We start from the raw sequence: 12,096 nt of genomic DNA on the forward strand, positions 1-12,096 counted from the left end.
GCCTTCGGCTAACCCACCCTACAGCGCCGTGCTCAGTTCCGCGCGATGATCTCGCGCTCGCCGCGATGGACCGGCAACTGGCGCGCGACGCCGGCGCGCCGGCGCACCAGAAATTTCGGACGGCGATCGCGGATCGCGTTGCGTCGGCGGCGCCGGGCTGCGGGATCGCGTTTGGCTTCGTCCAGCTGGGGCAGGGCGAAAATCTCGCTCCACATCGTCCATGCCTTCGCGATCTCGTCGGCGTCGGCGCTGACGAGAAGCGGAACGGCAAGCGAAGGATCGCGATGCACGAGAACGAGCATTTGCGCGTCGTCGATGCCGCGCAGCGCAATGCCGGTAAAATCGCTGACGCGGACGTTGACGGCCATCTGCATGCCGCGCACGGCACGGCGCAGCACGACGCGTTCGCGATGAAGCTCGATCTGCCTGACATGGCCGTCGGCGCGCGGATCATGCGCATCGAAACGGACCGGCAGAGAAAGAGGGTCGAGCCGCAAGGAGCGGCTCGACCCGGCGGGATTGGCCCCGCTTGTTGCTGTTTGACGCCTCACGGCTCTTAGTCTCCCCGCCGGGATTATGTTCCCGGTCGATGCGAGGACCTTAGCGCGACAGGTTGCGGAAACGACTTAAAAAGGCTGGTTAAGGAGGCGTCACCACCCGGCATGATTGACAAGACCTTGGCGCGCATGATTGACGGGACGTTGCGCGAAAGGCGAGAATCTGAACCTTTCGTGGCCTGAAAATGCTTGAAGTCCGCTCCAATTGAGCACATCTGGTTGGTTTGGCCGCAACCCGCTTCGAAACCGCCATCCCGACAGGATTTCGTTCGTGAACGCTTCACCATCCGCAAGCTCGACGCTTTCGTCCAAAGCCAATCGCGACCTGTTCGATCAGTCCGCGCTGTCAGATCTCGCGCAGCGGCTGGTCGAGGCGGCCAAGCGTGCCGGTGCGGACGCGGCTGATGCCGTTGCCGTGCGCGGCATCTCGCAGGGCGTCGAGGTCCGCGACGGTCGCGTCGAGGAGTCCGAGCGCTCGGAAGGCGATGATGTCGGCCTGCGCGTGCTGGTCGGCCAGCGCCAGGCGGTGGTCTCCACCAACGACGTCAGCGGCGACGCCGTGACCAAGCTCGCGGAGCGCGCGGTTGCGATGGCGAGGGTCGCCCCGCTCGACAAATATGTCGGGCTCGCCGATCCCGCGCTGCTGGCACGCAACTTCCCCGATCTCGACCTGCTCGATCCCGACGTGCCTGCCACGGCCGAGCTCGAGCGGCGCGCGCTGGAAGCCGAAGCTGCGGCGCTCGCCGTGAAAGGCGTGACGAAATCCGGTGGCGCGTCGGCCTCCGCCGGCATCGGCGGCATGGTGCTGGTGACGAGCACCGGTTTCCACGGCTCTTACCTGCGCTCCAGCCAGGGCATCTCGGCGACCGCGATCACTGGCGAAGGCACGAGCATGGAGCGCGACTACGATTTCACCTCGGCGCCGCATGCCGCCGATCTGTTGTCGCCGGAAACGGTCGGCCGCTCCGCCGGCGAGCGCACTGTGGCGCGCTTCAATCCGCGCAAGGTCGAGACCTGCAAGGTGCCCGTGGTGTTCGATCCGCGCGTCGCCGGCTCGCTGGTCGGCCATCTCGTCGGCGCCATCAATGGCGCCTCGATCGCGCGCAAGACCAGCTTTTTGAAGGACAAGCTCGGCCAGCAGCTGTTTGCCAGGAACATCCGCATCATCGACGATCCCCTGCGCAAGCGCGGCTTGCGCTCGCAGACCTTCGACGCCGAGGGTGTCGCGGCGAAGAGCCAGGCGCTGGTCGAGGAGGGCGTGCTGACCACCTGGCTGCTCGACTGCGCGACCGCGCGCGAGCTCGGGCTTCAGACCACCGGCCACGCCCATCGGGGCGTCTCCTCCTCGCCCTCGCCGGGGCCGTACAACCTGCATCTCGAAGCGGGAACGCCGACGCCGACTGAGCTGATCTCCGACATCGCCCAGGGCTTCTACGTCACCGACCTGATCGGCTCCGGCGTCAACGGCGTCACCGGCGACTACAGCCGCGGCGCCTCGGGCTTCTGGATCGAGAACGGCAAGACCACCTATCCCGTCAGCGAGGTTACGATCGCTGGCCATCTGTTCGAGATCTTCAAGTCGATGCAGCCGGCGAACGATCTCGAGTTCCGCTACGGCATCAATGCGCCGACGGTGCGCATCGAGGGTTTGACGCTTGGCGGACGTTGACGCGAGCTCGATCGACGAGACCATCCTGACACGCGACGCGACGCTGCTGAAGGATACGGTGCGGGAAGCAGGCAGCCTCGCTCACGCGATGTTCCGCACCGAGCTGAAGAAGTGGATCAAGGGCGCCTCCTCGCCGGTCTCGGAAGCCGACATCGCCGTCAACGATCTCCTCGAAGCGCGCCTGCGGGGTGCGACACCGGAGTATGGCTGGCTCTCGGAGGAGAGCGCCGACGACGAGACGCGGCTGAAGCGGCGACTGGTCTGGGTCGTCGATCCCATCGACGGCACGCGCAACTATCTCAATGGCCATGACGACTGGTGCGTCAGTGTGGCGCTGGTCGAGAATGCTTCGCCTGTCCTCGCCGCGGTCTTTGCGCCGACGACCGGCGAGTTCTTCTTCGCTGCGCGCGGACGCGGCACGACCTTGAACGATGTGCCCGTGCGTGCGACGGAAGGGGAAGAACTCGACTTCTCCCGCGTTGCCGGACCGAAGCCGCTGGTCGAGCGCCTGAAGCCGTCACTGGGCGAGATCAAGCTGCATCCGCGAATCGGTTCGCTTGCGCTCCGCCTCTGCCGGGTCGCCCATGGCGCGCTCGATGCGGCTTTTGCAGGGGGCAACAGCCATGACTGGGACCTTGCGGCGGCCGATTTGATCGTGCAGGAAGCCGATGGTAGGATGAGCGACCTCTCCGGAGATCCTCTCCTCTATAATCGCCGGGAAGTTGCGCACGGGGTGCTGGTGGCCGCGGGCCGCGATCGTCATGCGAACATTGTCGCGCATTTTCGAAAGCGCCCCTTGCCCTGAGCGCGTCCGTTGTGCTTATCGATCACTGCTTGCCGGGCAGCCCGTTAGGAAGAGAACCCATGTCAGATAGCGCCCCGCAACAACTGCTCCATCTCGTCATCGGCGGCGAGCTCGTCGACCTCGAACACAACACTTTCAAGAACCTGGACGACGTCGAGATCGTTGGCCTCTATCCGAATTACGCGACCGCTCACGCCGCCTGGCGGGCCAAGGCGCAGAGCACGGTCGACAATGCGCAGATGCGCTATTTCATCGTCCATCTCCACCGGCTGCTCGACCCGGGTCAAGAACCGAAGCCGGCGCGTTGAAGAGACTGCTTCGCAATACGCTGCGAAGCAGCTTCGTTCAGCGTGCCGCCGGTTTCCTGGCGGCCGAATATCTGCGTCTGGTCTGGCGGACCAACAAGTTCACGTTCGATCCGCCAGACGTCTACGGCCAGGTCGAGCCACGGATCCCCGCGATCTTCGCCTTCTGGCACGGCCAGCATTTCCTGACGCCGTTCATCAAGAACAAGGAGTCCTACCGGGCCAAGGTCCTGATCTCCCGGCATCGCGACGGCGAGTTCAACGCCATCGCGGTGGAGCGGCTCGGCATCGGCACCATCCGCGGCTCCGGCGACCATGGCGGCGCTTTCCACCGTAAAGGTGGCGTCGGGGCCTTCAGGGAAATGGTGCAGGCGCTCCAGGACAACTATAATGTGGCCTTGACCGCCGATGTCCCGAAACGCGCGCGCGTGGCCGGGCTCGGCATCATCATGCTGGCACGGGAATCGGGGCGGCCGATCATGCCTTTCGCCATGGCGACCAGCCGCTTCATCCGGCTCAAGAACTGGGATCGCACCACCATCAATTTGCCATTTGGGCGAGGCGCATTGGTGGGCATCAAGGAAATCAACGTCCCGCCGGACGCCGACGCCGCCACCATGGAGGCGCTGCGGCAGGAGCTGGAGGAGACGTTGAACGAAGCAACCCGCCTCGCCTATGCCCAACTCGGCCGCCCGGAACCGGACCATGGCTAATTCGCTGCCGATGACGCTGCGGATGTACCGGCGGCTGTCGTCCGGCCTGGTGCCGCTCGCGCCTGCGTTGATCAAGCGCCGGCTCAAGCAGGGCAAGGAAGACCCGGCCCGCGTCGGCGAGCGGCGTGGTCTCAGCGATGACGTGCGGCCGCATGGTCCGCTGGTCTGGATTCACGGTGCAAGCGTCGGCGAGGTGCTGGCCGCAGCCGCGCTCGTCGAGAGGCTTCGCGATCTCAACCTGCGCATCCTGCTGACATCGGGCACGGTGACCTCGGCGGCGATGGTGGCCAAGCGCTTTCCCCCCGACGTCATCCATCAATACGTGCCGTACGACTCGCCTCGCTATGTCGCGCGCTTTCTCGATCACTGGCAGCCGTCGCTCGCTTTGTTCATCGAATCCGATCTGTGGCCGAACCTGATCCTGGCGGGTGCCGCGCGGCGCGTGCCGATGGTCCTGATCAACGGGCGGATGTCCCCGCGCTCCTTCCCGCGCTGGCGGCGGGTGCAGGGCACGATCTCGGCGCTGCTCTCGAAGTTCGACGTTTGCCTCGCGCAGTCGAAGACCGACGCCGAGCGCTTTGCCGCGCTCGGCAGCCAGAACGTCGCGATCACGGGCAACCTCAAGCTCGACGTGCCCGCCCCGCCCGCCGATCCCGCAAAACTCGAGCGGCTGATGGCGGTGACGCGGGGACGTCCCATCGTCGTCGCGGCCTCGACCCATCCGGGCGAGGACGAGATGCTGATCTCGGCGCATCGCACGCTTGCCGGCTTCTTCCCCTCGCTGCTCACCGTGATCGTGCCGCGTCATCCGGATCGCGGCCCGTCGATCTCGGGATTGATCACGGCCTCGGGCCTGAAGGCCGGCCAGCGCTCGCGCGAGGAGCTGCCAACGGCTGCGACCGACATCTATGTCGCCGATACCATGGGCGAGCTCGGCCTGTTCTACCGCCTGTCGCCGATCGTGTTCATGGGCAAATCGCTGATCGGGCATGGCGGCCAGAATCCGATCGAGGCGATCAAGCTCGGCGCTGCGATCGTCCACGGGCCGAACGTCTCCAATTTCAGCGAACTCTATGCGGCGCTCGACCAAAGCGGCGGCGCGCGCGCGGCCGATACTCAGGAGGCGCTGGTGAAGCAGCTCGGCCAGTTGCTCGCCGACCCCGCCGTGCGCGACAAGATGCAGCGCGCCGGCCATGGCGTGGTCGAGCAGCTCGGCGGCGCGCTGGATCGCACGCTCGTGGCGCTCGAGCCCTATCTGCTCCAGCTCCGGCTGGAGATGGGAGCCGCCAATGCGTGAGCCGGCCTTCTGGTACCGGCCACGTTCGTTCAAGTCGCATCTTTTAGGGCCACTCGGCGCGCTCTATGGCGCGGTCGCGGAGCGCCGCATGATGCGCAAGGGTTTCGACGCCGGCATTCCCGTGCTCTGCGTCGGCAATTACCATGTCGGCGGCGCCGGCAAGACGCCGACGGTGCTGGCCCTGACCAAATTGTTGCGCGCGCTCGGCGAAACTCCGGTCGTGCTCAGCCGCGGCTATGGCGGGCGGTTGCAGGGCCCGGTGATGGTCGACGCTGCAAGGCACGGCGCGACCGATGTCGGCGACGAGCCGCTGATGATGGCGCGCGAGGTGCCGGTCGCGGTTGCGCGCGACCGGCTTGGCGGCGTCGCGCTTGCGAAATCGCAGGGCGCAACCGTGATCCTGATGGACGACGGCTTTCAAAACCCGCGCCTTCAGAAGGATGCCTCGCTCATCGTGATCGACGGCGCGCGCGGGATCGGCAACGGCAAGGTGTTTCCCGCAGGTCCCCTGCGTGCGCCATTGAAAATGCAGATGTCGCGCACCGACGCGCTTGTCCTGATCGGCGACGGACAGGCGGCAGACGGCATCGCCGCCGAGATCGCCGCGCGCGGAAAACCGGTGCTGCGCGCGCGCTTGAAGCCGGAGGCCGCATCGGTGGCAAGCCTGTTCGGCAAACCGGTGCTTGCGTTTGCCGGCATCGGCGATCCCGAGCGCTTCTTCCGCAGCTTGCGCGCCTGCGGCATCGACGTCGCGCGCACGCGCCCTTTCGCCGATCATCACATGTTCTCGCTGGCCGAGATCGATGCGATGGTGGATGAGGCAAGACGCGAGCAGCTCACGCTGGTCACCACCGAGAAGGACCTCGCGCGCCTGCGGGGCATGGCGGGCCTGGCCGGTGACATCGTGCCGTTTGCCGTCACGCTCGAATTCGACGATCCCGCAGGCCTGCGCCGTTTCGTCAGCGACCGCCTGTTCAAGGCAAGAGAGCGCAGGTTCAGCCTGCGCTGATCTCGTAGCGGGCGCCTGTCTCGTAGGGTGGGCAAAGGCGCGCAGCGCCGTGCCCACCATCTTTCGTTAACCGCATCGGAAGTGGTGGGCACGCTTCGCTTTGCCCACCCTGCGCAATCCCATTCAGGCGACATTCATCGAAGAGTTTCTATCGAAGCGGTGCTCGAACGGGAGAATTCGCGTGAAACTGTCGTCCACCGCCGTTGCCGCCGTCACTCACTCCTGCGGCTTCAGCGCGCGCGGAAAATGCCGTTGCAGCACGGCAGTCGGTTGGGCGTAGGCCTCTTGCAGGTCGACGCTCCAGTATTTCAGCTCGTCGAGCGGGATCCGCGTGTCGGTCACGGCGCAGCGCACATAGGTGCCCGGCGAGATCACGCGGAAATCGCCGTCCAGATATTGCACCTGCGCTTCGCCATGGCCCGAGGGGCCGAACTTGTTCAGCACGGTCGATCGTCTCCGAGAAAGATTTGGTGGATTTCGATGTAGCATAGATAGGGTCGGTTGTCCGCCCGTTAAACCCACCGATTTGTGATGTTTTGCGGGCATGTCCGCGTGATAGTTCTGCGGCGAAGGATCGTTGGTCCCGGTCCGCTCATGACCCGGCAGTCTTCGATGCGCCTTCGATTCGTTGTTCTCTTCGCAATGCTCCTGATGTCGGCCGCGCGCGCCGCGCCCGCGCCGCAGGCGATCGAGATTCCACTCGGCTCGGGAACACTGCACGCACAGCTCTACAAGCCCGACGGCGATGGCCCGTTTCCGACCGTGATCGCGCTGCATGGCTGCGGCGGTCTCGGAGGCCATTCCGATCCCGTACAGCCGCGCTACCGCGACTGGACCGAGCAACTGCTCAAGGCTGGCAATGCGGTGCTGTGGCCCGACAGCTACGGCTCGCGCGAAGTCGGACCGCAATGCCGCGTCAAGGAAGTGCACATCAAGGCGCGGCGCGAACGCGTTGCCGACATCGCAGCGTCGCGCAGCTGGCTGATGAAGCAGCCCTGGGTCGCGCGCGAACGCGTCAGCCTGATCGGTTGGGCCAATGGTGCCAGCGCGCTGCTCTGGGCCGTGCGCCCGCAAAACGCCGGCCGTGACGGCGCGCCGGATTTTCGTGCCGCGATCGCGTTCTATCCGGACTGTCGCATCTCGGCGGGGCTCGGCTGGAGCACGCGCGTACCGACACTGCTCCTGATCGGCGGCAAGGACGACATCTCCTCGCCGCCGGCCTGCCGCCAGATGGTGGACGGCGCCTACGGCCGCAGCGCGCTCGCGCGCATCGTGGTCTATCCCGGCGGCTATCATGATTTCGACCGCGCAAATTTGCCACTGCACGCGTCTGCGACCGAGGCGGAAACGCCCGATCGCGGCCATGTCGGCACCGACACCGAGGCCCGCGCGGATTCGCAGAAGCTGGTCGCGGAGTGGCTGGCAAGGTGAGGAGGTCTCGTAGCCCGGATGGAGCGCAGCGAAATCCGGGATTGCGCCATACGCGGTGAAATCCCGGATTACACTTTCGCTCAGTTCCCCAAGCGGGGCCGCCCGAGGAACAAGGTAGCGGACAGCCCCGCATCGACCACCGCCCTGCACAGGTCGTCATGGCCGACAGCTTGAAGCTACGGATTGCGAAGGCCTGAGGTTTCAGCGCAAATCCTGCAGCCGCTGGTCATAGTTCGACCATGATGTCGGCTAAACGCCATTCATCATGATGAACCGCTTCTTCCTGTTCTCCTCCGCACTGGTCGTCTTCACCATCGCGATCCTGCTCTTCGAGGCCCACGCCGGCGCGCCGCTGGTCACTCCGGAACATTGCGGTTTCTGGACCACGATCGACGCCGGATTGTCCTGCCGGTAGGTGCTGTGACGGAACCTCGCAATGTGCGCCTGTGGACACATGCGCACCACGTTCTCGGTGTCATCGCCCGCGGAGGCGGGCGATCCAGTATTCCAGAGACAGTACGAGGATACGGAGATGCCGCGGCGTACTGGATTCCCCGCCTCCGAGGGGAATGGCTGCGAGGTTGGGAAGCGCCGCTCACAGCTCTAGAACAAACTGCCCTGATCCACCGGCTTTGCCATGCGCTTCGGCGCCGGCTTCGCCTCGCGTGACGCCGGCTTCGGCTGTGTGGACGCGCGTGCCTCAGGCGCCGGCCGATCCGCGTCCGCGGTCGCGCCTACGCGTCCATCCGCGAATTCGATCTCGAGCCGCGCGGCCGGCCCGATTGCATCTGCGGCATGAACGGGATGTCCGGCCTCATCGCGCACCAGCGCAAAGCCGCGGGCGAGCACGCCGCGGTAGGACAGGGCCGAGAGCAGTTTTCCGCTGTTCCCGACGCGCGCATCGAGCCGCTGCAACAGCGTCGTTATCGCGCGGCTCGCGCGCTCGGAGAGGCGATGGGTGCGCTCGCGCTGGCGGGCGATGGCATTGCGCTGCGCCTGCGCGTTGGAAAGTTTTGAGGCTCGCAAGCGCACCTCGAGCCCGGCAAAGCGGTCGCGCCGACGCCGCAACAAGGATCGCGCGGCGAGGCCGAGCCGTTCGCCGCACACCGTGAGGCGATGATCGGCCTGCGCGATCTGGCCGTGCAGCACCCGCAGCGTCAGCCGCGCGCTGGTCGCGGCGAAACGGCGGAAATGCGCGTGCGTATTGGCCTTGAGCCCGCGGGGCAGCGCGGCGCCCGCGGAATCCAGCCGCTGCCGCGGGATCGCCAGGAGATCGCTCGCCGCAGGCAGGGCGCGCGCTGCGGCGCGCAGCTCGTTGCGGCGGCTTTCCTGGCCACGCTGCCAGCAGGCGCGGGTGCGTCGCGCGAGATCGGCGACCTCGACGAACAAATCGCTGCGCACCGGCACCGTCATCTCGGCCGCTGCCGTCGGCGTCGGCGCGCGCTTGTCGGCGGCGAAATCGATCAGCGTGATGTCGGTCTCGTGGCCCACCGCCGAGATCAGCGGGATCAAGCTCTCGGCCGCTGCCCGCACCACGATCTCCTCGTTGAACGACCAGAGATCCTCGAGTGAGCCGCCGCCGCGCGCCACGATCAAGACGTCCGGCCGGGGAATCTTGCCGCCCTCCGGCAGTGCGTTGAAGCCGCGGATCGCAGCCGCGATCTGCTCGGCCGAGCCTTCGCCCTGCACCTTGACCGGCCACACCAGCACGCGGCGGGGGAAGCGGTCCTCGAGCCGATGCAGGATGTCGCGGATGACGGCGCCTGTCGGCGACGTCACGACGCCGATCACCTCCGGCAGCCAGGGTAAAAGCTGCTTCCGCGCCTCGTCGAACAGGCCCTCGGCCGCGAGCTTCTTCTTGCGCTCCTCCATCAGCGCCATCAGTGCGCCGATGCCGGCCGGCTCCAGCGCCTCGATCACGATCTGGTATTTCGAGGAGCCCGGATAGGTGGTGAGCTTGCCGGTGGCGATGACCTCGAGCCCCTCCTGGGGCTTGAAGCGCATCCGGCTATGGACGCCCTTCCAGATCACCGCCTCGATCTTGGCGCTCTCGTCCTTCAGCGCGAAGTAGCAATGCCCCGAGGAGTGCGCGCCGCGAAAACCGGAGATCTCGCCGCGGACCCGGACGTGGCCATAGGTGTCCTCCACCGTCCGCTTCAGGGACAGCGAGAGCTCGGAGACGGTGAATTCGGGCGTGTTGAGCAAGGGTTCCGCTGATGGCATCGGCAAACGATTCGGCATTTGGGGATCGAAACTCAAACTAGGGATTTTCGCATCCCAGCGCCAATCCGGGAGTTGATCGAAAGAGTACTCTATGTTACAGAGTTCTCTACTGATGGTAAAACCAACGGAGTTTGAGCCATGGCGATCCGGTTGCTGCGAGGTGCTTTGGGCCTTTTGAAATGGGGCCTGTGTGCGGTCGGCGCCGTCGCGCTGCTGCTGACCGCGATGATAGCGACCCCACTGGAGCGGCCGCCGGAGATGCGCTCCGTCTCGGACTCAGCCAAGGGTATCGACTGGTCCACGATGCCGGCACTGGAGCGCTTCCAGGCTCGCGACGGCACCTGGCTGGGCTACCGGCATTACGTGCCGAAGGGGCAGGCGACCGGCCGCGGCGCGGTCTTCATTCACGGCTCCTCGGGCTCATCAGGCACGGTCAATCACGCGCTGACAGCGGCGCTCGCCACGCGCGGGGTCGAGACCTGGGCGCTCGATATGCGCGGCCACGGCGCCTCCGGCACGCATGGCGATATCGGCTATGTCGGCCAGCTTGAGGACGACCTCGTCGATTTCGTCGCACATGTCCGCAAGAGCGCGCCGGACCTGCCGCTGACCCTGATCGGCCATTCCGCCGGCGGCGGCTTCTCGCTGCGCGTCGCGGCAACGCCAATCATGCAGGACATGTTCGTGCGCACCGTGCTGCTCGCGCCCTATCTCGGCTATGACGCGCCCACCAACAAGCCGCACTCGGGCGGCTGGGCCAATGCCGACCTGCCGCGCTTCTTCGGCCTCGCGGCACTGCGCAAGCTCGGCATCGATTGCTGCTCGCAGCTTCCGGTGCTCGCCTTCGCGGTGCCACCGAATTACGAGAAGATCCTCGTCTCTACCTATTCCGACCGCCTGATGCGCAATTTTGCCACCCGCGGCTACCGCATCGATCTGCCCAACGTGACGCGCCCTCTCACGATCTTCGCCGGCGCCGCGGATGAGATGATGATCTCCGACAAATACGCAGAGGCCGTGCAGGCGGTGAAGCCGTCCGTCGACGTCAAGGTGCTCGAAGGCATCAACCACATGGGCATCGTCACCAATCCGAAGGCGGTCTCGGCGATCGCAGAGGACGTGGCGACGCGGGGGAGTGGGCAGTCATGATGAGACCCGATGGTGGCCGGCCGAGGAGGAACCCGTGAAAAACCTGTTCGAAGCTGGAAAATTGCTGCTGCTCGACATGGCGGCGACGCTGTTCTTTCTCGTGCTCTATCTGCTGACACACAATGTAACCCTGTCGGTCGTGCTCGGCATGGCGCTGGGCATCGCCCAGATCGGCTGGCAAGTCGCGCGCCGCAAGCCGATCGACACCATGCAATGGATGAGCCTGTTTCTGGTGCTCGGCGCCGGCACCGTCACGCTGATCACCAACGATCCGCGCTTCGTGATGATCAAGCCGAGCGTGATCTACGTCATCGTCGGTGTTGTGATGCTGAAGCGGGGGTGGATGAATCGCTATCTGCCGCCGATCGCGATCGAACTGGTGCCGGATATCGCCGTCATCGTCGGCTATGCCTGGTCCGGCCTGATGTTCTTCTCGGCGGCGCTGAACGTGATCGTCGCTCTCAACGTCGACGTTGCGACCTGGTCGGTCGCCATGTCGATCTATGGCATCGTCAGCAAAGCCGCGATGTTCCTGATTGGTTACACGTTCATGCGCACCATCGGTGCTGCGCGCCGTCGACGTGCCGTCGACCGCCGGCACGATGCTGCGATGATGCCGGGTTGACGGGGGCTGACATGATCGCTGCAATCGTTTGGGGCGGCCTGACCGCCATCGTCGCAGGCCTGGCTATCCTCGGCTTCGCCGGACTGGTGCTGGCCTGGCTGATCGCGACGCCGATCCGGCGGCCGGCCGAATTGACCTCGGTCTCGGCGACAGCGCGCGCCGTGGATCGCAGCGACGTGCCCCCGCTCGAGCGCTTTCATGCTCGCGACGGCACCGAGCTGGGATACCGGCGCTATCCGGCGCGCGCGCCGGCGACCGGGCAGATCGCCATCGTCGTGCATGGCTCGTCAGGATCGAGCATCGCCGTCCATGC

13 protein-coding genes and 1 pseudogene are annotated in these 12,096 nt (G+C 65.9%); 11 read left to right on the forward strand and 3 right to left on the reverse strand.

All coding sequences use genetic code 11. The annotated features are described in order from the left end of the window. Window positions 1-32 precede the first annotated feature (32 nt). Window positions 33-551, reverse strand: a complete 519-nt coding sequence (locus SO156_RS27445) for a DUF6101 family protein (RefSeq protein WP_498536936.1) — start codon at window positions 549-551, stop codon at window positions 33-35. A 277-nt stretch (window positions 552-828) separates the two neighbouring features. Here SO156_RS27445 and SO156_RS27450 point away from each other — a divergent pair, with 277 nt between their 5' ends. Genes SO156_RS27450 through lpxK form a run of 6 tightly spaced genes read left to right on the forward strand, consistent with a single transcriptional unit; the run spans window position 829 to window position 6,355 of the window. Then, on the forward strand, window positions 829-2,226 hold the full coding sequence (locus tag SO156_RS27450; RefSeq protein WP_498536937.1) for a TldD/PmbA family protein: 1,398 nt from the start codon (window positions 829-831) through the stop codon (window positions 2,224-2,226). Then, window positions 2,213-3,031: a 3'(2'),5'-bisphosphate nucleotidase CysQ gene (locus SO156_RS27455; protein WP_498536938.1), complete on the forward strand. Its 819-nt coding sequence runs from the start codon at window positions 2,213-2,215 to the stop codon at window positions 3,029-3,031. The genes SO156_RS27450 and SO156_RS27455 overlap by 14 nt, the downstream gene beginning before the upstream one ends. 59 nt (window positions 3,032-3,090) lie before the next feature. After that, window positions 3,091-3,339: a DUF4170 domain-containing protein gene (locus SO156_RS27460; RefSeq protein ID WP_449376804.1), complete on the forward strand. Its 249-nt coding sequence runs from the start codon at window positions 3,091-3,093 to the stop codon at window positions 3,337-3,339. Then, window positions 3,336-4,049, forward strand: coding sequence for a lysophospholipid acyltransferase family protein (locus SO156_RS27465; protein ID WP_458150261.1), 714 nt, complete (start codon window positions 3,336-3,338; stop codon window positions 4,047-4,049). The genes SO156_RS27460 and SO156_RS27465 overlap by 4 nt, the downstream gene beginning before the upstream one ends. Then, on the forward strand, window positions 4,012-5,346 hold the full coding sequence (locus tag SO156_RS27470; RefSeq protein WP_498536939.1) for a 3-deoxy-D-manno-octulosonic acid transferase: 1,335 nt from the start codon (window positions 4,012-4,014) through the stop codon (window positions 5,344-5,346). Before SO156_RS27465 ends, SO156_RS27470 begins: the two co-directional genes overlap by 38 nt. Beyond that, window positions 5,339-6,355 (forward strand): tetraacyldisaccharide 4'-kinase, encoded by a 1,017-nt coding sequence (gene lpxK, locus SO156_RS27475; RefSeq protein ID WP_498536940.1) that lies wholly within the window; start codon window positions 5,339-5,341, stop codon window positions 6,353-6,355. Before SO156_RS27470 ends, lpxK begins: the two co-directional genes overlap by 8 nt. A 216-nt stretch (window positions 6,356-6,571) precedes the next feature. Here lpxK and SO156_RS27480 read toward each other — a convergent pair whose 3' ends face one another. After that, on the reverse strand, window positions 6,572-6,799 hold the full coding sequence (locus SO156_RS27480; RefSeq protein WP_458150265.1) for a DUF2093 domain-containing protein: 228 nt from the start codon (window positions 6,797-6,799) through the stop codon (window positions 6,572-6,574). 168 nt (window positions 6,800-6,967) lie between these two features. Between SO156_RS27480 and SO156_RS27485 the strand changes: the two genes are divergently transcribed. Both SO156_RS27485 and SO156_RS27490 read left to right on the forward strand, forming a co-directional pair. Beyond that, on the forward strand, window positions 6,968-7,786 hold the full coding sequence (locus SO156_RS27485; protein ID WP_498536941.1) for a dienelactone hydrolase family protein: 819 nt from the start codon (window positions 6,968-6,970) through the stop codon (window positions 7,784-7,786). Between the two features lie 265 nt (window positions 7,787-8,051). Beyond that, window positions 8,052-8,201 carry a hypothetical protein gene (locus tag SO156_RS27490; protein WP_156944520.1) on the forward strand — a complete coding sequence of 50 codons (150 nt, stop codon included), beginning with the start codon at window positions 8,052-8,054 and terminating at the stop codon, window positions 8,199-8,201. A gap of 188 nt (window positions 8,202-8,389) precedes the next feature. Here the strand turns inward: SO156_RS27490 and xseA are convergent, their stop codons facing one another. Further along, a complete protein-coding gene (xseA, locus tag SO156_RS27495; protein ID WP_498536942.1) occupies window positions 8,390-10,009 on the reverse strand; it encodes an exodeoxyribonuclease VII large subunit in 1,620 nt (539 codons plus the stop codon). A 138-nt stretch (window positions 10,010-10,147) separates the two neighbouring features. Here xseA and SO156_RS27500 point away from each other — a divergent pair, with 138 nt between their 5' ends. The 3 genes and pseudogenes from SO156_RS27500 to SO156_RS27510 form a co-directional block, all read left to right on the forward strand. Next, window positions 10,148-11,158, forward strand: a complete 1,011-nt coding sequence (locus tag SO156_RS27500; protein ID WP_498536943.1) for an alpha/beta hydrolase — start codon at window positions 10,148-10,150, stop codon at window positions 11,156-11,158. Between the two features lie 34 nt (window positions 11,159-11,192). Beyond that, window positions 11,193-11,783 (forward strand): inner membrane-spanning protein YciB, encoded by a 591-nt coding sequence (locus SO156_RS27505; protein ID WP_458150270.1) that lies wholly within the window; start codon window positions 11,193-11,195, stop codon window positions 11,781-11,783. An 11-nt stretch (window positions 11,784-11,794) separates the two neighbouring features. Next, window positions 11,795-12,096 (forward strand): annotated as a pseudogene (locus SO156_RS27510) (alpha/beta hydrolase); the annotation flags it as partial.

The organism is Bradyrhizobium sp. UFLA05-125 (assembly GCF_059803515.1).

What these genes read in the sequence shown, in the direction of transcription:
- SO156_RS27460 (WP_449376804.1), top strand. Translation starts at nt 3,091, where the DNA reads ATGTCAGATAGCGCCCCGCAACAACTGCTCCATCTCGTCATCGGCGGC.
- SO156_RS27470 (WP_498536939.1), top strand. Translation starts at nt 4,012, where the DNA reads ATGCCCAACTCGGCCGCCCGGAACCGGACCATGGCTAATTCGCTGCCG.
- lpxK (WP_498536940.1), top strand. Translation starts at nt 5,339, where the DNA reads ATGCGTGAGCCGGCCTTCTGGTACCGGCCACGTTCGTTCAAGTCGCAT.
- SO156_RS27485 (WP_498536941.1), top strand. Translation starts at nt 6,968, where the DNA reads ATGCGCCTTCGATTCGTTGTTCTCTTCGCAATGCTCCTGATGTCGGCC.
- SO156_RS27490 (WP_156944520.1), top strand. Translation starts at nt 8,052, where the DNA reads ATGATGAACCGCTTCTTCCTGTTCTCCTCCGCACTGGTCGTCTTCACC.
- xseA (WP_498536942.1), bottom strand. Translation starts at nt 10,009, where the DNA reads ATGCCATCAGCGGAACCCTTGCTCAACACGCCCGAATTCACCGTCTCC.
- SO156_RS27500 (WP_498536943.1), top strand. Translation starts at nt 10,148, where the DNA reads ATGGCGATCCGGTTGCTGCGAGGTGCTTTGGGCCTTTTGAAATGGGGC.